Below are 18,233 nucleotides of genomic sequence, written 5' to 3'. Positions count from 1 at the left end.
GCGGCCGCCGGCTGACGTCGCCCGTGGCCGCTCCGCGTTACCTCATCCCGCTGATCCTGCATCACAAGGAGTTATGCGATGACTGCCCCCGACTCCACCAAGAGCCGGTCAGGACCCAGGGCGGGCTCTCGTCCCGGGGCCGTCCTGGCGTTTCTGTGCCTGGGCCAGTTCATGGTCTTTCTCGATGTGTCGATCGTGAATCTCGCCCTGCCGTCCATCCAGGACGGTCTCGACATGTCGGACGTCGATCTGAATTACATCGTCACGGCCTACTCGACCGTGCTGGGCGGATTCCTGCTGCTGAGCGGGCGGATCGCGGACTCCTTCGGGCGCCGCAGAATGCTGCGGGCCGGCTTCGTGCTGTTCGCCCTGGCATCGCTGACCTCGGGCCTCGCGCAGAACGGCGCCATGCTGATCGCCTCGCGGGCCTTCCAGGGCCTTGGCTCCTCGCTCATCGCCCCGGCCGCCCTGTCGATCCTGACCAACACCTTCGCCGAGGGGCCCGCACGCAACAAGGCATTGGGCGTCTGGGGCTCGTTGGCCGGTATCGCCTCGATCGCCGGCGTCATTCTGGGCGGGGTGCTCGCCGACGGCCCCGGGTGGGAATGGATCTTCTGGATCAACGTGCCGATCGGCGTGGGGGTCGCGGTGCTGGCCCCGCGGATCCTGCCGGAGAGCAGGGCCGAGGAGCGGCGCCGTCCCTTTGACACGGCAGGGGCGGTGACCCTCACCAGCGCGCTGCTGCTGCTGATCTTCACCCTGGGCGAGAGCACCAACGTGGGCTGGGGAACCTTCCGCACCCTCGGCAGCCTGGCCGGGGTGGCCGTGCTGCTGGCGGTCTTCCTGGTGATCGAGTCGCGGGTCGCCTCCCCGCTGATGCCGCTGCGGGTCTTCCGGCTGCGGACGATGCGCACCGCGAACCTCTCCGCGGTGCTGGTCTTCGGCACCTTCGGCGCGCTGTTCTACTTCGCCAGCCTCTTCATGCAGTACGTCTACGGGTACGCGCCGATGAAGGCGGGCTTCGCCTACGTGCCGCTCGCGGTCTCCGTCGCGGTCGGCGCGGGCATCGCCTCGGGCCTGATCACCAAGGTGGCGGCGCGGCCGGTGCTGATCGCCGGACTGGCGCTGACGGTCACCGGGCTGCTGCTGATGTGGCGGGCTCCGGTGGGCGGCAGCTATGCCGTGGACCTGCTGCCCGCCTTCCTGGCCCTCGGACTGGGCTGCGGCATGTGCTTCGTGACGCTTCAGATCGCGGCGTTCGTGGGGATCGGCGAGGAGGAGGCGGGGCTGGGCGCCGGGCTCATCAACACCAGCCAGGAGACGGGCGGAGCGCTCGGCATCGCCGTCACGGCCACCATCGCGTACCAGGGGTTCGACGCCGACCTGGCCGCCGCCGGCGGGGACATGGACCTGGTGCGCAAGGCGCAGGAGTCGGCCAACCACGATGCCTTTCTGTCCGCCGCCTGCTTCGGCTTCGCGGCACTGCTGCTCGCGGCGTTCCTGATGCCGCGCGGAAAGGCGTCGATGAACTCGCAGCACGATGGGGAGCACGCCACACCGCAGCACGATGGGGAGCACGCCACACCGGAGGCGGTCACCGTCGCCCCTCGCGTTCCGTCGGAGAAGTGAGGTCGCCGGATTCCCCTTCTCCCGGAAGAGCGTGCGTTCTCCCGGAAGAGAGCGCGAGTTCTCGCGGAGGAGAGTCCAAGCGCGGCAGCCGAGAGGCCCCTTCCGCCGTGGGAAGGGGCCTCCGGCGCGCGCGGTGATACGGGTCAGGCGTGCCCGTATGCCCGCTTGAGTTGGTCCTTCGCCCGCTCCTCCGCGTTTATGGCCCGGGTCCTCTCGGTCGGCTTGTGGTGGTAGTGCGCGTTCAGGTTGTGGTCCCGTGCCTCACGGGCGGAGTCGTAGGCGACGGTCAGGCGGTCCATGACGTACCGCGGGTCGTGCCCCAGTCGGCAGATGGCCTTCGCGTCCGTGATCTTCTTCCACGTCGACTTGTTGTAGTCCGCGGCCTTCAGGTACTTCCGGCCGACGGAGGCGTCCAGGGCCTTGTCGTTGAGGCCGGAAGCCGCCTTGATCTTGGCGCGGCAGTCCGACGGGATGCTCGCGGCGTGGGCCGAGGCGACGGGCACGCTCAGGGCGCCGGCCAGTACCAGCATCGAGACCAACCCCGTTGTCTTACGCATGAGTTCTCCGTTTCAGTGATCAACTGACACGGAGAGGGACGGATTCTCCATGATCATCGGTTCCGGGGGTGGCCGTCAGCCGTTCGCCTTCCAGAACACCGGTTCCTTGTCGTAGTCGCCCGTGTAGGCGACCACCGAGGGCTTCTCGCCCTTGGGCAGCAGGAAGACGGCGCACTGCGTGGCGGTGGCCTTAGGAGCGAATTCCTCGAGGTCGCCGGCCGGGCACGGCTTGACGTCGTCGCCGAGGGTGATGACCTGCTTGCTCTCCTCGCCGCGGCCGTCGCGCAGCCTCGCGGGAACGGTCAGGGAGGGGTATTCGAGGCCGTTCTCGCCGATGTTCTTGAAGTCGAACGTGACGTAGTACGGCTGCATCGACCGCTCGGCGGCGTCCATCTTCACGGCGTCCAGATCGCTTTGCGAGCCCTTCGTCACGCTCTTGGCCGTGACCTCCATCGTGATGCTCCGGTCCGAGCCGCGCTTGTAGGTCAGGGCCGTCGTCTCGCCCAGTGCGAGTGTCTTGCCGGCGTCGCCGTCGACCTTTCGGCTCGCCGACGGCTTCGGCTTCTTGCCCGGCGTCTCCCCGGTGCCGGCCCCGCCGGTGGCGGCGTCCTCGTCGCAGGCGGTGCCGAGCAGGGCGAAGCCGGTCGCGAAGACGACCGCGGCGGCTGAACGTCGCATACGCATGGAAATGGTCCCCCGATGTGATGTCCGTGTGGTGTGCGCGTTCATCATGGCCGGGCCGGATGGCATGGGCATGCACGAAGATCCGTCCGCAGCGAGGCTGGGACGGCGCTGTTGCGGCCGCGCCGCGCCTGAGACCGCGCTGTTGCAAAGTAACTGGTCAAAGGGGGTATGGGCGCCCAGAAGCGGAGTCGCGGGGCGCGGCGGGGGAATGGATTTCCCATCGGCGGAGCATTGACGTAAGGTTGCGACATACCGACGCGGGGTGGAGCAGCTCGGTAGCTCGCTGGGCTCATAACCCAGAGGTCGCAGGTTCAAATCCTGTCCCCGCTACTCGTTCCGAGGGCCCGGCACCTGAGTGCCGGGCCCTCGGTCATTCTCTCTTCCCTTTCCGCGACAACCTCCGCCGTTCTCTCCTCCCTCTCCGCGACAACGCTGATGCCGCCGCTACGGCGTCGTCGGTGCGGGTCGGCGCGATTGTCAGTGGCGGGTGCGATGCTGCTGGGGCAGTGATCGCGGCTGTGCCGGACCGGACGGGGGTCGGTCCGGCACAGCCGCGATCGGAGGGCGATCGGCGGTGCGGCGCGCCGTCGGCTCGGCGTGTCGGTTCGTCGGCTTGGTGTGTCGGTCCGTCAGCTCGCCGCGGCCGTCAGCGGCAGCGCTTCGGCCAGGGCGCGCCACTCGCGCAGCGGGATGTCGTTGAGTGGGTCGGCCGTCACCACCTGGACCGCCAGATGGTCCGCGCCCGCCGCCAGGAACTCGTCGACCCGGTCCCGGACGGCGGCGGCGTCGCCGAGCGCGAAGACGGCGGAGAGCAGCCGGTCGCTGCCGCCGTCGGCGAAGTCGTCCTCGGTGAAGCCCAGTCGGACGAAGTTGTTGGTGTAGTTGGGCAGCGCGAGGTAGAAGGCGAGGTAGTTCCGGGCGATGGCCCGGGCGCGGTCGAGGTCCGGTTCGAGCACCACCTTGAGCTCCGGGGCGAGCACGGCCGCCTCGCCCAGGGCGGCGCGGGCCTCCGCCGTGTGCTCGGGGGTCACGAGGTAGGGGTGCGCGCCGACCGCGCGGTCGCGCGCGAGCTCCAGCATCTTCGGGCCGAGCGCTGCCAGGATCCGCCCGGCGGCGGGCACCGGGGCCGGGGCCGCGTCCAGGGCGGACAGATACTCCCGCATCGCGGAGTACGGCCGCGCGTAACGCTCGCTCCGCGCACTGTGGCTGACGCCCAGTCCCAGCAGGAAGCGGCCGTCGTGGGCGGCGTTGAGCGCGGCGTACCGCTCGGCGACCTCGGCCGCCGGATGGTCCCAGATGCTCACGATGCCCGTCGCGACGGTGATCCGGGACGTGGCCTCCAGCAGCACGCCCGCCTCGTCGGGGGCCGGGCTGCCACCGAGCCACAGCGTGCCGAAGCCGAGGTCGTCCAGCTCCGCGGCGGCTTCCGCGATCTCGCCGCGCCGGTCGGGGGCGGAGGACGCGCGCAGGACCGCGGTCCACACGCCAATGGTGCCGAGTGTCAGGTCAGTTGCCATGGCGCCGATAACCGGAGGGGATATCCGGTTATTCCCGGGAGCGCGCGGAGCGTGCGGCTGCCGTTCGGGCGCCTGGCCGGGGAGCGGCGGCGAGAAAAAAGGGTGTGCGGCACCCCGCCGGTTCCTGTACGGTGTATAACCCATGTCCTGTACGGCGTATAAGGAGCACGCGTGACGGCGACGTCAGCTGAAACCACCTCGTCACCAGAAGGAGCCCCGCGGAGCCACCCGCAGCGCTGGCTGATCCTCGGCGTCATCTGCCTCGCGCAGCTCACCGTCCTGCTCGACAACACCGTCCTCAACGTCGCGATCCCGTCCCTCACCGAGGATCTGGACGCGTCCTCCGCCGACGTGCAGTGGATGCTCAACGCCTACTCGCTCGTCCAGTCGGGCCTGCTGCTCACCGCGGGCAACGCCGCCGACCGCTACGGCCGCAAGAAGCTGCTGGCCACGGGGCTCGCCCTGTTCGGGCTCGGGTCGCTGGCCGCGGGGCTCGCGCAGACCTCCGGCCAGTTGATCGCCGCCCGCGCCGGGATGGGCGTCGGCGGCGCGCTGCTGATGACCACCACGCTCGCCGTCGTCGTCCAGATCTTCGACGACTCGGAGCGGGTGAAGGCCATCGGCCTGTGGTCCACCGTCAACTCGCTGGGCTTCGCCGCCGGTCCGCTCATCGGCGGGATCATGCTCGATCACTTCTGGTGGGGCGCGATCTTCCTGGTCAACATCCCGGTCGCGGTGGTCGGCCTGGTCGCCGTCATCGCCATGGTGCCGGAGTCCCGCAGCGGCACCGGCGATCGGCCCGACGTACTCGGCGCCATCCTGTCCACCATAGGAATGACCGGTGTGGTCTACGCGATCATCACCGGCCCGGTGCACGGCTGGACGTCGGGGCAGGTGCTGGGCTCCGCCGCCGTCGGGATCGTCGTCCTGGCCGCCTTCGCGGTCTGGGAGCTGCGGATACCGAACCCGATGCTGGACATGCACTTCTTCCGCAACCAGCGGTTCGTCGGCGCCGTCGCGGGCGCGATCCTGGTCGCGTTCGGGATGGGCGGCTCGCTGTACCTGCTCACCCAGCACCTCCAGTTCGTCCTGGGGTACGAGCCGCTGGACGCCGGGCTCCGCACGGCTCCGCTGGCGCTCACCGTCGTGGCCCTCAACTTCACCGGCCTCGGGGCGCGGCTGCTGTCGTGGCTGGGCACCCCCCGCACCATCGCGTCCGGAATGACCATGGTGTCCGCCGGGCTCGCCGCGATCGCGCTCCTCGGCGGTGACGGCTACGGCGGGATGCTGCTCGGGCTGGTCGTGATGGGCGCGGGCATCGCCGTCTCCATGCCGGCCATGGCCAACGCCATCATGAGCGCCATCCCGCCCGAGAAGGCGGGCGTGGGCGCCGGAGTCAACGGCACCCTCGCCGAGTTCGGAAACGGTCTGGGCGTGGCCGTCCTCGGCGCCGTCCTCAACTCCCGGTTCGCCGCCCTGATACCCGCCGCCGCGGGCGCGGTCTCGCTGCCCGCCGTCATGGCCACCGCGGACAGCGACGCAGAACGGTCCCGGATCTCCGACGCGTTCGCCGAGGGCCTCGAAACCAGCCAGCTGGTGGGTGCCGCGGCGGTGCTGGCGGGCGGCCTGCTCGCCGCCTTCCTGCTGCACCGCGCCGAGCGATCTTCACCGCAGGCCCAACCGGATCAGGACGCCGGAGCGCAATAGCATCGCCTACGCACCACCGGGCCTCGGAGAAAGAGAGCGCGCCATGGCAACCGGCAGCCGTGTCAGCAGTCCGCGTACGAGCGTCTGGCTCTCCGAGCGCCCGGCCCCGCGGCGCAAGACGGACCAGCAGCCGGACGGGCTCGACCGCGTGAAGATCGTCGCGGCCTCGGTCCGGCTGCTGGATGCCGAAGGGCTGGCGAAGTTCTCGATGCGGCGGCTCGCCGCCGAACTCGGCGTCACCGCCATGTCCGTCTACTGGTACGTGGACACCAAGGACGACCTGCTCGAACTCGCCCTGGACACGGCCATGGGCGAGGTCGCGCTGCCACCGGAGGCGGTCGAGCCCGCGGCGGCGCTCGCGCATCCGTTTCCGGTCGGGCAGCGCGACTGGCGCGACCAGCTGCGCCAGCTGGCCGGGGAGTACCGGAAGCTCATCGTCCGACACCCGTGGCTGTCGCCGCTGGTGGGCGAGTACCTCAACATCGGCCCGAACGCGATGGCCTTCGCGCACGCCGCCATGCGGGTGATGCGGAACAGTGGGCTGCCGGACGACAAGGTGCCTGGCGCGCTGTCGCTCGTCTACCAGTTCGTCTACGGCTACAGCACGATCGAGGGCCGGTTCGGCGCCCGCTGCCGGGCGGCGGGCGTCAGCGAGGACGACTTCCACCGGCAGGTGATGAACACGATCGCGGGACGCCCGGAGTTCGAGGAGTCGCGCGTCCTCGCGGAGGCCCGGGGCGGCGACACGGTCGCGGAGATGCGGGCGCGGGACTTCGCCGTCGCGATGGACTGCGCCATCGCGGGCATCGAGGCCCTGCGGGACGGCTGACCACGGCTCCGGCAGCCGGGTCCCCGTACGTACGGCGGTCGGCAGCCGGGTCCCCGTACGGCGCCGACTACGCCGTAGGCAGCCGTGTGCCCTGCACCGCCTGGATGTCCAGCTCCACCCGCAGCGTCGTGCCGATCGCCGCGATGCCCGCCGCGACCACCTGGTTGTAGTGCATCGCGAAGTCCTCGCGCCGCAGTTCGGTGGTGGCGCGGAACGCGGCCCGTACGCCGCCCCAGGGGTCCGGCCCCGTGCCCAGGTAGGCCAGGTCCAGGTCCACCGGCCGCCGGACGCCGTGCATCGACAGTTCGCCGTGCACCGTCCAGCGGTCGGGACCGGCGGGGGACAGCCGCGTACCCCGGTACTCCAGGAGCGGATGGCGCTCGACGTCCAGGAAGTCCGCCGATCGCAGATGGCCGTCCCGCATCCCGTTGCCGGTGTCGATGCCGGCCGCCTGGATCTCCGCCTCGACGGTCGACCGCGCCAGGTCCTCGGCGATCTCGATCCGGCCGCCGAACTCCGTGAACCGGCCGCGCACGCTGGAGATCCCCAGGTGCTGTGCGACCGCCGCCACCGTCGAGTGCGCCGGGTCCAGCGTCCACGGGCCCGGCGGCGGCAGCTCCACACCGCCCTGCCGCGCCAGCACCACGGTGCCGACCTCGGCACGGCCGGACGCGGTGACGATGGCGGTCGAGGCGGCCGGCGCGTAGCCGACGGCGGTCACGATCACCGTGTACGGGCCAGGGGCCAGCGCCTCCGCGACCCGTACGGCACCCTCCTCGTCGGCCTGCGCCCGCAGCACCTGTGCGCCCGTCATATCGGTGACGGTCAGCACCGCGTGCCGCACCGCCCAGCCGTCGCGCGTACGGATGCGTGCCCGCAGCCCCGCGCCCGTGGTCGTCGTCATCTCCGCTTCCCGCTCCCGTTCTCGTGGTGGTGCACGTGCCGCACATGGCTACGTGGTGCACGTGCCGCACGTCGTATCGGTCCTGGTGGCGGCGGGCGGGCTGTCCCCTGCCCGTCTGCTCCCGCCGCCACCAGGACCCTCTCTCCGCGGACCGTCCGTGGCCGGATCCGGTCCGGGACCGGGCTCCGGCGCGTCTCCGCTCGACGCGCGCCGGGGCCCGGGGCCGATGGGCCCGTCAGTCGCCGGGGTGGGCGAGCTCGACGTCGTGTCCGTCGACTCCGTCCCCGGTGACCGCGAGCGCGTCCGCGACCGGCGGATAGCCGCTCGCGATGACCGTGTAGCCGCCCGCGTCCAGGTCGGTGAAGGCGTACGCGCCGTCCTCACCGGTGGTGGTGGCCGCCACCACGTTGCCTGCCGCGTCGACCAGCGTGACCCGCGCGTCGGCCAGCGGCCGCCGCTCCGCCCCGGCGCGTACGGTGCCCCGCACGCGCGCGCCGGGCCGCAGCGCGATCCCGACCCGGGTGACGCCCTGGCCGGCGACCTCGACCGGCAGCGCGGCGGGCCGGAAGCCGGGCGCGTTCACGGCCACCGTGAAGGAGCCCGCGACCAGCTCGTCGAACGCGAACTCGCCCCGCTCGCCGGTCGCCCCGGCGGCGAGCACCTCGCCGCGTACGTCGGTGACGACGACCATGGCCGCCGCGACCGGCTGCCCGTCGGCGTCGGCGCGTACGGTGCCCGCCAGTCCGCTGGGGCCCGCCAGCGCGACGTCGTAGGCGAGGGGCTCCTCGCCGACCACGACGGTGGACGCCTGCGGCTGGTGGCCGTCGGCGGCCGCGATCAGTACGTATGAGCCGGGGCCGGGCGCGTCCAGCGCGTACGAGCCGTCCGCGTGCGCCACGGACCGGCCGAGCTGCCGCCCGGTGAGCGAGATCAGGGTGACGGCGGCCCTCGGCACGGCGGCGCCCTCGGCGTTCCGTACGAAGCCGTGCACACCTTGGCGGGGGCGCGGCTCCCCGGCGTCGCCGCCGGTGGAGACGTGCGTGGAGGCATCCGTGGCGAGGGCACCGGCCGTGGCGAGGGCGGGCGACTGGCCGCCCCCGCTCGCGGCCGCCGCGGCGGTGCGCGCCGACTCGGCCCCCGCACCGGCGTCCGCCGGTCCGGCGGGGCCGCCCGGATGCGCTCCGGCGCTGCTCCTCAGCGCGACCTCCTTGATGAACAGGGAGAAGAGGAAGGCCAGCAGCGCGGCGGGCGCGGCGTACAAGAAGACGTCCGCGACACCGTGCCCGTACGCGCTCTCGATCACCTCGCGCAGCGGCGGCGGCAGCTTGTCCAGGTCGGGGATGGCGCCGCCGCCCGTGCCGCCGTGCCCTGCCGCGCCCGCGGCCTTCGGCCCGAGGTCGGCCAGCCCGTCCCGGGTGTAGTGGGTGACCCGGTTGGCGAGCACCGCGCCCAGCGCCGAGACGCCCACCGCACCGCCGAGGGAGCGGAAGAAGGTGACGACGGAGCTGGCGGCGCCCAGGTCCTCGGGGGCCACCTGGTTCTGGGTGGCCAGCACCAGGTTCTGCATCATCATGCCGATGCCCAGGCCCAGCAGCGCCATGAAGATCGACAGGCGCCAGTACGGGGTGTCGTACCGCATCGTGCCGAGCAGTCCGAGGCCCGCGGTGAGCAGTGCGCCGCCGGCGACCAGCCACGCCTTCCAGCGGCCGGTCTTGGTGATGACCTGGCCGGAGACGGTCGAGGAGACGAACAGCCCGCCGATCATCGGGATGGTCATGACGCCGGACATGGTCGGCGACTCGCCGCGCGCCAGCTGGAAGTACTGGCTGAAGAAGACCGTGCCCGCGAACATCGCGACACCGACGAACATCGACGCCAGCGACGCCAGGGTGATCGTCTTGTTGCGGAACAGCCGCAGCGGGATGATCGGGTCGCTCGCCCTGGACTCGACGAGGACGAAGACCGCGCCGAGCGCCAGCGCCCCGCCGACCATGGCGTAGGTCTGCCAGGAGATCCAGTCGTAGTCATCGCCCGCGAGCGTGACCCAGATCAGCAGCAGCGAGACGGCGGCGCTGATGAAGAACGCGCCCGCCCAGTCGACCTTGACCTCCCGCTTCACCACGGGGAGCTTGAGGGTCTTCTGCAGCACGAACAGGGCGATGACGGCGAACGGCACGCCGACGTAGAAGCACCAGCGCCAGCCGAGCCAGTCGGTGTCGGTGATGACGCCGCCCAGCAGCGGACCGCCGACGGTCGCCACGGCGAAGGTCGCGCCGAGGTAGCCGCTGTAGCGCCCGCGCTCACGCGGGGAGATCATCGCGGCCATCACGATCTGGGCCAGGGCGGACAGGCCGCCCACGCCTATGCCCTGGACGACGCGGCAGGCGATGAGCATGCCGGTGCTCTGCGACAGGCCGGCGACCACCGAGCCCGCGACATAGATCACGAGCGCCACCTGGACCAGCAGCTTCTTGCTGAACAGGTCGGAGAGCTTGCCCCACAGCGGGGTGGCGGCCGTCATCGACAGCAGGGCGGCGGTGACCACCCACGTGTACGACGACTGGCTGCCGTGCAGGTCGGCGATGATCTCCGGGAGCGCGTTCGAGACGATCGTGGACGACAGGATCGCCACGAACATGCCGAGCAGCAGCCCGGACAGGGCCTCCATGATCTGCCGATGGGTCATCGGCTCCTGGGGGGCGCCGTGCGGGTGCCCGTGCCCGTGTCCGTGCCGCCTGGCGTGAGCGGGGTGCCCCGCGGGTCCCCGCACACCGCCGTCCGGTGTGGTCGTTGCCATGAAGTTCCTTTGCGAGTGCTACGTGTGTGCGGGTGTACGGGCCGTGCTCCCGGCAGGCCGCGCCGCGCAGTCGCGGGACCGCGGCTCGTCGAAGCTCGCCCGGAGTCTGGCCAGCAGCTCGTTGAGCCGGCCGACGTCGTCGTCGGACCAGTCGCTCAGGTGGGTGGCGAGCGCTTCCGTATAGCGCGCCGTGACCTGGGCCAGCAGCGTTTCGCCGCGGGTGCTGAGGCGCAGCAGCCGCGACCGCCCGTCCAGCGGGTCCGGACGCCGGTCGATCCAGCCCCGCGCCTCGACGTGCGCGACATGGCGGCTGGTGACGGACGTGTCGATGGTCATCAGCTCGGCGAGTTTGCTCATGCGCATCTGGCCGTAGCGGTCGAGAAGCATGAGGACGACGGCTGAGGCGGGTGGGCAGTCCTGCGGCAGGGCACGGCTGAGTTCGCGCTTGACGGCGCCGATCGCGCTCAGCTGCCGGGCCAGCTCCTCGTACTGGGTCTGGGCGGCCACGGGCACCTCCGAAACGTGATCAGTTGCTTGAGGCAACCGTAAAAGAGGTTGGTTGCTGAAGGCAAATGAAAAGGGGGTCGGAGGGGGTAAACAGCGGGCAAAAGTCGCCTCGGGGCGAGGTCAAGCAGCTGAATTCGAGCCAGGTGGGGGTGCCGGGTCGCGCAGCCGGGGGTGTGCGGGATTCCGCGTGTTCGCTAGGGTCGTGGCCCATGGCGAACAACCCCCACGGCTCCGACGGCAACTACGACCCGGCGGGCAGCACCCAGATGTTCCGCGCCTTCGTGGACGAGGCCGGTCCCCAGCAGACGACGCCCGCGTCCGGCGGCGGCCCCCGCATCGGCCTGATCGTCGGCGTGATCGTCGCGATCGCGGCGGTGGCGGGCGTCGCCTGGCTGGCGCTGGGCTAGTCCGCCGCCGGCGGGTCTCGCACCGTCACCGGGGCACCGCCCCCGTGACGGTGTCCACGGCGGTTCGGGACGCCTTGTTCGGGACGCCTCGTCCAGGGCGTCTCGTTCAGAGTGCTCCGTTCAGGACGCGTCGAAGGCGCGCGCCAGGGCGAGGCTGTCCTCGAACGTGATGTACCGGACGATCTTCCCTTCCTCGACCCTGAGGTGGAAGGCGAACGGCGAGTCGAAGACCTTCCCGGTGGCCTTGACGATCTGGCGCAGGTGCCCGATCACCACCGCGTCGGACCCGTCCACGACGATGCGGTTCACCGCGAACTCCTCCGGCTCCAGGTGGTCGGGGAGCGTCGCGAAGAACTCGACCGCTTCGGCGCGCGTGCGGCGCGGACCCGCCCACGGGACCACCTCCGCGCCGTAGATGTCCCAGTCGATCTCCTCGGCGATCAACTCGCTCAGCGCGTCGATCTCGCGGGCGGCCACATGGCGGTAGAACTGCTCCACGACGGCGCGGGTGTCACTCAAGTGGTGCTCCTCACAAGGCGGTTGTCGCTGTTGAAACAACAACGACAACACCACCCGCGACCGGGCTGTTCCCGGACGGCGGCGCTCAGCGGGGCGCCACGTCCTTCGTCACGACGTCGACCAGCTCGTCCAGCGTGAGCTCGGCGTGGACCGAGGTGAAGACGAGGGTCGGGGAGCCCGAATCCGCGGGCTTGTCCAGCGTGATGACCACGAACGGTTCGTCGAAGCTGTCGCAGCGCTGGGTGCACACCGTGTATCGCTGCGTGAAGGCGAGCGCCGGGCCCAGCGGGGTCCGCACCTTCCGGGCCGTGCGGGCCACGGCGGGTGGGATGTCGGCGGTCGTACGGTACGTGGGGTGCGTGCCGTTGATCGGCTTCTCGTTCGCGGACGGGTCGATCTCGCAGCCCGCGGGCTTGGCGGACCAGGAGAAGTAGCTGGTGCGGTCATCGCCGGAGGCGATCCAGACCGGCTCGTAGCACTCGTCCTTCCGCACGTCCTCAGGGGCGCCGCCGTCCGTGACCGCCACGCCCTCGGGCAGCGTGACGCGGAATCGGGGGACCGTGCCGCCCCCGGTGTCATAGGCCGTGCGCGGCTTCGCCTCGCGGTCCCAGCCCGACTCGGAGCGCGACGGCTTGTCGTGTGTGCCGCCGCCTTCGTCGTTCTGGCACCCGGCCAGCACGGTGATGCCGAGTGCGGCGACCCCGGCCATCCCCACCCGTATCCCCAGCCGCTTGCGCATGTACGTTCCCGCTTCCTCGCCCTGCCGGTCGCGCGATCACGCGACCGAGGGGAAGGGACGCGCCGACCCGGGCTCCGGTTCCGGGGTCGAGGTTCCGGGGTCCGGGCCTCAGCGCCACCGGGCGGAGACATCCCGCGTCTCGATGTGCATCCCCAGCGGCACGCGCCAGGAGTCCACGCACACCGTCCAGACCTTCTCCTTCTTCTCGCCGGCGGCGATCGGAACCGGTAGCTCCTGCGTCGTCTCGACCGTGCCCCAGTCGGTGCCGAGCCAGCCGATGATGTGCGTGGCGAAGGTGATCGTGCCGTCGCTCACGGGCCTGCCGCCGGTGTTGTGGACGGTGACCGCCACCTGCTCGCACCAGCGTTCGTCGGCGCTCGCGCGCTCGGGCTCGCCGAGGGTGAGGTAGGCCGGACCGTCGGGGGTCGAGGGCGGGCTCGGGCTCGGCGGCGGGGTGGTCGGGTGCTCCGGGTCCGACGGGGGTGTGCCCGGAGGGGTCGGACCGGGCGGCGAGGGGCGATCCCGGCCGGGGGAGTCGTCCCCCGGGCGCTGGCCCTCGGCGCCGGAGGGCCGGGGCGCAGGCGCGTCGGATCCGGTGCCGCCGGGGGATTCCGCGTCCCGGCGCGCGTCGGCACCCGTACCGGCACTCGTATCGGCTCCGGTATCGGCTCCGCTCCCCGATGGGCCGGGCGTCCGGCGCGACGGCGGGCCTTCGGAAGGGTCCCGGTCGCCGTCCAGCGGGACGAAGTCGATCCCGCCGCCCGGTGGTACCGGTCTCGTCGGGGCGCGGCCGTCCGCCGGTCCGGCGGCTCCCGTCGCCAGCTCGCCGTCGCCGCCTCCCGCGCAGCCACCGAGCAGCGCGGCGCCCAGGCACGCCGCGCACAGTGCCGCCGCCGGAGAGGAGTGGCGAGCGCTCCGTCCGCCTGTCGTCCAGCGTGTCAGCCGTCGCATCGGCACAGTGTTGCTGACGATGCGTCAGGTGTACAGGGCCGACTCAACCGCAAGTGCCGTACGGGCTTGCGGTACTGAGCCCGTACGGCACGTGAGGATCCGCGCGGCAGAGCGGGGCACGCTCGCGTCAGTCGGAGATGAGCCCCTCGCGCAGCTGCGCCAGCGTCCGCGTCAGCAGTCGCGAGACATGCATCTGGGAGATCCCGACCTCTTCACCGATTTGCGACTGCGTCATGTTCGCGAAGAAGCGCAACATGATGATCTGCCGCTCTCGCGGCGGGAGTTTGGCGAGCAGCGGCTTGAGCGACTCCCGGTACTCCACGCCCTCCAGCGCGCTGTCCTCGTACCCCAGGCGGTCTGCCAGCGAGCCCTCGCCGCCGTCGTCCTCGGGCGAGGGCGAGTCCAGCGAGCTGGCGGTGTAGGCGTTGCCCACGGCGAGGCCGTCGACCACGTCCTCCTCCGACACCCCCAGGGCGGCGGCGAGTTCGGTGACGGTCGGGGAGCGGTCGAGCCGTTGGGAGAGTTCGTCGCTGGCCTTGGTGAGCGCCAGCCGCAGCTCCTGGAGTCGGCGCGGCACCCGCACCGACCAACTGGTGTCGCGGAAGAAGCGCTTGATCTCGCCGACGACGGTCGGCATCGCGAACGTCGGGAACTCCACGCCCCGTTCGCAGTCGAACCGGTCGATCGCCTTGATCAGGCCGATGGTGCCGACTTGGACGATGTCCTCCATCGGCTCGTTCCGGCTGCGGAAGCGGGCTGCCGCGTACCGCACGAGGGGGAGGTTGAGTTCGATGAGGGTGTCGCGTACGTACGTACGCTCCGCGCTGTCCCGGTCGAGGGCGGCGAGCCGCAGGAACAGGGTGCGGGAGAGGGTGCGGGTGTCGATGGCGTCGCAGTCGTCAAGCACGTGCGGTGCGTCGTTGGTGAGCACCTTCGAGCTGCCCAGTTCTGCGGACATGCCACCCCCTTGAGGTCGCGGACGGATCCCAGCAGCGCTCCGTGCGTGCGCAGCCTCCCCCTGAATACCGGAGGACGGGCCACGGCAAACGCGGTTTCTGCAGAATGTCACATGTCGGCAACACGCTGTAGCGCCATATCGACATTCATACCCGGAACCTGCGGACTCCGGGTACCCCGAACCGGTTAGGTCTCGATCCGATTTGCGGACCGGAGCCGGGCGAAGCTCCGGGACAGCAGCCGGGAGACGTGCATCTGCGAGACGCCGAGCTCCGCGCTGATCTGGGACTGCGTCAGGTTGCTGTAGTAACGCAGCAAAAGGATGCGCTGCTCGCGCTCGGGCAACTGGACCAGCAGATGCCGTACGAGGTCGCGGTGTTCGACTCCGGCCAGCGCCGGGTCCTCGTAGCCGAGCCGGTCCAGCAGGCCCGGCAGCCCGTCGCCCTCCTGCGCCGCCTCCAGCGACGTGGCGTGATACGAGCGCCCGGCCTCGATGCAGGCGAGCACGTCGTCCTCGGTGAGCTTGAGCCGCTCGGCGATCTCGGCGGTGGTGGGGGAGCGGCCGTGCAGCACCGTCAGGTCCTCGGTGGCGCTGTTCACTTGCACCCACAGCTCGTGCAGTCGGCGCGGGACGTGCACGGTGCGCACGTTGTCGCGGAAGTAGCGCTTGATCTCGCCGACGACGGTCGGCATCGCGAAGGTGGGGAACTGGACGCCACGGTCCGGGTCGAAGCGGTCGATGGCGTTGATCAGGCCGATCGTGCCGACCTGGATCACGTCCTCCATCGGCTCGTTGCGGCTGCGGAAGCGGGCGGCGGCGTAGCGGACGAGCGGCAGGTTGGCCTCGATCAGGGCGTCGCGCACGCGCATGTGCTCGGGGGTGCCGGGTTCGAGCGTGGACAGCTCGGTGAAGAGCACCTGGGTGAGGGCGCGGGCATCGGCGCCCCGGCTTCTGGGCGTACCGCGCTCGGCCGGCCCGTCGCCGTGCGCGTCCCCCTCGCCCCCGTCTTCGCCTCTCTCGCCCTCCAGCGTCTCTGTCGCGTCCCTCCCGGCCTCTTCGTCCCTTCCGGCCCTCCCGTCCTCAGGCGCGCCGTTCGCGGCTCTGGGTCCGTTCTCGCTGCTCTCGCTGGGGAAGGGGGTTCTGTGAGCAGTACGGGCCGACACGGTCACGCCACCCCTTCTCGCCTTCTCGGTCCATACACCCGGCAAAAGCGGTCATAGCATCACAAGACATGTGCACTGTGTGCAAGCACCGCATAATGCCGTGTTGGTGGGGTAAAAAGGGCCGACCCCCCGTCCCAGGACGAGGGGTCGGCCCTTTCGGCGCGGCTCAGAATTCGTAGTCGGCGATCACCCAGGTGGCGAATTCCCGCCACTGCCCCGCGGCTTCCTGGTGGGCCGGGTGTTCGATATAGCGCTTCAGCGCGTCGGTGTCCTCGACGGCGGAGTTGATCGCGAAGTCATAGGCGATCGGCCGGTCGGTGATGTTCCAGGCGCACTCCCACGCCGTCAGCTCCGGGATGATCCCGCCGAGCTTCCGGAACGCCTCGACCCCGGCGACCACACGCGGCTCGTCGCGCTCCACGCCGTCGTTGAGCTTGAAAAGGACCAGGTGGCGAATCACTGCGGCGACCTCCGTACGGCGAGCGGGCCGCAGGTCACTCGACCAGCGCGGTCATGAAATCGCCGATGCTCTCTGCGGCTTCCGATATACCCTCGAAGCCTACCTGGACCAGGTCAGCGGCCCGTTCAGGGGTTTTGATGATGGTGAACAGCACGAAGACGATGAGCATGTAGGTGATGACCTTCTTCGCCTGTGCCATCTTCGTGCCGCCTCCCCTACGGTCTTTGCGCGATCGCGTGAGTCTATCCACACGTACGGACGATCCGAACGGATGATGCGATCATTCTGCCGGTCGGCGTGGCGGCGACGGGACGCGGACCTCTCGGGACCGGCGCCGCATCGGGGCCGGACCGGCCCCGAGGACGAGTGCGTGTACGAGAACGTGATCGCGAACGAGCACGAGTACGAGACCGAGACCGCGAACGAGAGCAGCGAGGCGACCGTGGCCGTATGTGACGACACCTCCCACCTCGCCCTGGTGCTGCGCCCGCCCGCGGCGCCGCCCCGTGCCGCCGTCCCGCCCCGTGCCGCCGTCCTCTTCCTGCACGGCGGCAGCGCGGACGGTTTGGCGCCGCCCCGGCCGTGGAACCTCCCGGACGCCCGGATGCGCCCGTTCGAGCGTGCCGTCGTCCGTGCCACCGCCCGCCACGACGTGGCGATCGGCCGGGTCCGCTACCGCCACCGCGGCTGGAACGGCACCCGTGACGACGCGGCCCGCGACGCCTCCCAGGCCCTGGCCGAACTCGGCCGGCGGTTCGGCGACGACATCCGTGTGGTCCTGGTCGGGCACTCGATGGGCGGCCGCGCCGCGCTGCGCGCCGCCGCGCACCCGCTCGTAGACGCCGTGGTGGCCCTCGCTCCGTGGTGCCCGGACGGCGAGCCCGTCACCCACCTGGGCGGCCGCCGCCTGGTGATCCTGCACGGCGACCGGGACCGTACGACCGATCCCCGCGCCTCGGTGGACTTCGCGCTGCGGGCCAGAGACAGCGGTGCCACCGCGTGCACGCTGCTGATGCCGGGCGGCGACCACGCGATGCTCCGCCGCGCCGCCGCCTGGCACACGCTCACCACGGGTACGGTCACCGGCCTGCTGGGCCTGGCCGCGATGCCGCGCGTGGTGGCCGCGGCCCTGTCCCGGGGAGACCGGGGCCGAGGCCGGAACCGCGACTGGAACTGAGACCAGAACCGAGACCGGGGAACGCGAAGGGCCCCACCCGTGCGGGTGGGGCCCTTCGCTTCGCTGGCGGTAGCGGTGGGATTTGAACCCACGGAGGAGTTGCCCCCTCACACGCTTTCGAGGCGTGCTCCTTCGGCCGCTCGGACACGCTACCGAGAGAGAGCTTAGCGGACGGGGGGCCGTGCTCCGAAATCGGTTCCTCAGGGCTTGCGGGCGAGCGTGCGGAAGAAGTCGGTCAGCAGCCCGGCGCACTCGTCGGCCAGCACCCCGTGGATCACCTCGGGACGGTGGTTGAGCCGCCGGTCCCGTACGACGTCCCACAGCGAGCCCACGGCGCCCGCCTTCTCGTCGACCGCCCCGTACACGACCCGGTCCACACGGGCCAGCACGCTCGCTCCCGCGCACATGGTGCAGGGTTCCAGCGTCACCACCAGCGTGCAGCCGGCCAGCCGCCACTCGCCGGTGGTCCTGGCCGCCGCGCGCAGCGCGAGGACCTCGGCGTGCGCCGTGGGGTCGCCGGTGGCCTCGCGCTCGTTGCGGCCCCGGCCGAGCACCGTGCCGTCCGCGGCCAGCACGACGGCGCCCACCGGCACGTCACCCGTCTCCGGCGCGCGTACGGCCTCCGCGAGGGCGAGCCGCATCGGGTCGCGCCACGGGTCGCGTACGGGGTCGGGCTCGCGCGCGGAGTCGGGTCCGGGGGCGGGGGTCGGCCGGGGAGCGGTCATGGC

The 18,233-nt window shown here is 71.3% G+C and carries 19 protein-coding genes and 2 tRNA genes; 6 read left to right on the top strand and 15 right to left on the bottom strand.

Annotation, left to right across the window (positions count from 1 at the left end):
* Nucleotides 1-78: 78 nt before the first annotated feature.
* A complete protein-coding gene (locus tag ACQUSR_RS15410) occupies nt 79-1,629 on the top strand; it encodes an MFS transporter (protein WP_431043134.1) in 1,551 nt (516 codons plus the stop codon).
* Between the two features lie 143 nt (nt 1,630-1,772).
* On the opposite strand, the gene ACQUSR_RS15405 is transcribed toward ACQUSR_RS15410, so the two are convergent.
* Both ACQUSR_RS15405 and ACQUSR_RS15400 read right to left on the bottom strand, forming a co-directional pair.
* Nucleotides 1,773-2,186 (bottom strand): hypothetical protein, encoded by a 414-nt coding sequence (locus ACQUSR_RS15405; RefSeq protein WP_431043133.1) that lies wholly within the window; start codon nt 2,184-2,186, stop codon nt 1,773-1,775.
* A 75-nt stretch (nt 2,187-2,261) separates the two neighbouring features.
* Nucleotides 2,262-2,864 (bottom strand): hypothetical protein, encoded by a 603-nt coding sequence (locus ACQUSR_RS15400; protein WP_431043132.1) that lies wholly within the window; start codon nt 2,862-2,864, stop codon nt 2,262-2,264.
* Nucleotides 2,865-3,126: 262 nt separating this feature from the next.
* On the opposite strand from ACQUSR_RS15400, the gene ACQUSR_RS15395 reads away from it, so the two are divergent.
* Nucleotides 3,127-3,200: transfer RNA gene (locus tag ACQUSR_RS15395), tRNA-Met, on the top strand.
* Between the two features lie 299 nt (nt 3,201-3,499).
* On the opposite strand, the gene ACQUSR_RS15390 is transcribed toward ACQUSR_RS15395, so the two are convergent.
* Nucleotides 3,500-4,387: an LLM class F420-dependent oxidoreductase gene (locus ACQUSR_RS15390; protein WP_431043131.1), complete on the bottom strand. Its 888-nt coding sequence runs from the start codon at nt 4,385-4,387 to the stop codon at nt 3,500-3,502.
* A gap of 171 nt (nt 4,388-4,558) precedes the next feature.
* Between ACQUSR_RS15390 and ACQUSR_RS15385 the strand changes: the two genes are divergently transcribed.
* Complete coding sequence (locus ACQUSR_RS15385) at nt 4,559-6,094, top strand: MFS transporter (RefSeq protein WP_431043130.1); 1,536 nt, start codon at nt 4,559-4,561, stop codon at nt 6,092-6,094.
* 43 nt (nt 6,095-6,137) lie between these two features.
* Complete coding sequence (locus ACQUSR_RS15380) at nt 6,138-6,923, top strand: TetR/AcrR family transcriptional regulator (protein ID WP_431043129.1); 786 nt, start codon at nt 6,138-6,140, stop codon at nt 6,921-6,923.
* Nucleotides 6,924-6,990: 67 nt separating this feature from the next.
* Here the strand turns inward: ACQUSR_RS15380 and ACQUSR_RS15375 are convergent, their stop codons facing one another.
* From ACQUSR_RS15375 to ACQUSR_RS15365, 3 genes are all read right to left on the bottom strand, one after another.
* Nucleotides 6,991-7,827 carry a YceI family protein gene (locus ACQUSR_RS15375; RefSeq protein WP_431043128.1) on the bottom strand — a complete coding sequence of 279 codons (837 nt, stop codon included), beginning with the start codon at nt 7,825-7,827 and terminating at the stop codon, nt 6,991-6,993.
* 235 nt (nt 7,828-8,062) lie between these two features.
* On the bottom strand, nt 8,063-10,624 hold the full coding sequence (locus tag ACQUSR_RS15370; protein ID WP_431043127.1) for an MFS transporter: 2,562 nt from the start codon (nt 10,622-10,624) through the stop codon (nt 8,063-8,065).
* A gap of 18 nt (nt 10,625-10,642) precedes the next feature.
* Nucleotides 10,643-11,131 carry a MarR family winged helix-turn-helix transcriptional regulator gene (locus tag ACQUSR_RS15365; protein WP_431043126.1) on the bottom strand — a complete coding sequence of 163 codons (489 nt, stop codon included), beginning with the start codon at nt 11,129-11,131 and terminating at the stop codon, nt 10,643-10,645.
* 209 nt (nt 11,132-11,340) lie between these two features.
* Between ACQUSR_RS15365 and ACQUSR_RS15360 the strand changes: the two genes are divergently transcribed.
* The gene (locus ACQUSR_RS15360) at nt 11,341-11,538 is read left to right on the top strand and encodes a hypothetical protein (RefSeq protein ID WP_431043125.1); all 198 of its coding nucleotides are present in this window, start codon (nt 11,341-11,343) and stop codon (nt 11,536-11,538) included.
* A 120-nt stretch (nt 11,539-11,658) separates the two neighbouring features.
* On the opposite strand, the gene ACQUSR_RS15355 is transcribed toward ACQUSR_RS15360, so the two are convergent.
* The 7 genes from ACQUSR_RS15355 to ACQUSR_RS15325 form a co-directional block, all read right to left on the bottom strand.
* A complete protein-coding gene (locus ACQUSR_RS15355; RefSeq protein WP_431043124.1) occupies nt 11,659-12,057 on the bottom strand; it encodes a nuclear transport factor 2 family protein in 399 nt (132 codons plus the stop codon).
* An 85-nt stretch (nt 12,058-12,142) separates the two neighbouring features.
* Entirely contained in the window at nt 12,143-12,796 is a 654-nt protein-coding gene (locus ACQUSR_RS15350) for a hypothetical protein (protein WP_431043123.1), read from the bottom strand.
* Nucleotides 12,797-12,904: 108 nt separating this feature from the next.
* Entirely contained in the window at nt 12,905-13,747 is an 843-nt protein-coding gene (locus ACQUSR_RS15345; protein WP_431043122.1) for a hypothetical protein, read from the bottom strand.
* Nucleotides 13,748-13,874: 127 nt separating this feature from the next.
* Complete coding sequence (locus ACQUSR_RS15340; RefSeq protein WP_431043121.1) at nt 13,875-14,705, bottom strand: RNA polymerase sigma factor SigF; 831 nt, start codon at nt 14,703-14,705, stop codon at nt 13,875-13,877.
* A 185-nt stretch (nt 14,706-14,890) separates the two neighbouring features.
* On the bottom strand, nt 14,891-15,733 hold the full coding sequence (locus ACQUSR_RS15335; protein WP_431047611.1) for an RNA polymerase sigma factor SigF: 843 nt from the start codon (nt 15,731-15,733) through the stop codon (nt 14,891-14,893).
* A 301-nt stretch (nt 15,734-16,034) separates the two neighbouring features.
* Nucleotides 16,035-16,328 carry a Dabb family protein gene (locus tag ACQUSR_RS15330; RefSeq protein WP_304463055.1) on the bottom strand — a complete coding sequence of 98 codons (294 nt, stop codon included), beginning with the start codon at nt 16,326-16,328 and terminating at the stop codon, nt 16,035-16,037.
* Nucleotides 16,329-16,362: 34 nt separating this feature from the next.
* Nucleotides 16,363-16,527 carry a hypothetical protein gene (locus ACQUSR_RS15325; RefSeq protein ID WP_431043120.1) on the bottom strand — a complete coding sequence of 55 codons (165 nt, stop codon included), beginning with the start codon at nt 16,525-16,527 and terminating at the stop codon, nt 16,363-16,365.
* A gap of 171 nt (nt 16,528-16,698) precedes the next feature.
* On the opposite strand from ACQUSR_RS15325, the gene ACQUSR_RS15320 reads away from it, so the two are divergent.
* The gene (locus ACQUSR_RS15320; protein WP_431043119.1) at nt 16,699-17,505 is read left to right on the top strand and encodes an alpha/beta fold hydrolase; all 807 of its coding nucleotides are present in this window, start codon (nt 16,699-16,701) and stop codon (nt 17,503-17,505) included.
* 64 nt (nt 17,506-17,569) lie between these two features.
* On the opposite strand, the gene ACQUSR_RS15315 is transcribed toward ACQUSR_RS15320, so the two are convergent.
* A tRNA-Ser gene (locus ACQUSR_RS15315) sits at nt 17,570-17,659 on the bottom strand.
* A gap of 46 nt (nt 17,660-17,705) precedes the next feature.
* Nucleotides 17,706-18,230, bottom strand: a complete 525-nt coding sequence (tadA, locus tag ACQUSR_RS15310) for a tRNA adenosine(34) deaminase TadA (RefSeq protein WP_431043118.1) — start codon at nt 18,228-18,230, stop codon at nt 17,706-17,708.
* Nucleotides 18,231-18,233 lie beyond the last annotated feature (3 nt).

The sequence above is a fragment of the Streptomyces sp. P1-3 genome, from assembly GCF_050613155.1.
Classification (GTDB): Bacteria; Actinomycetota; Actinomycetes; order Streptomycetales; family Streptomycetaceae; genus Streptomyces.
Note: the sequence above shows the minus strand (reverse complement) of the source record. Positions and strands in the feature narration are given on the sequence as shown.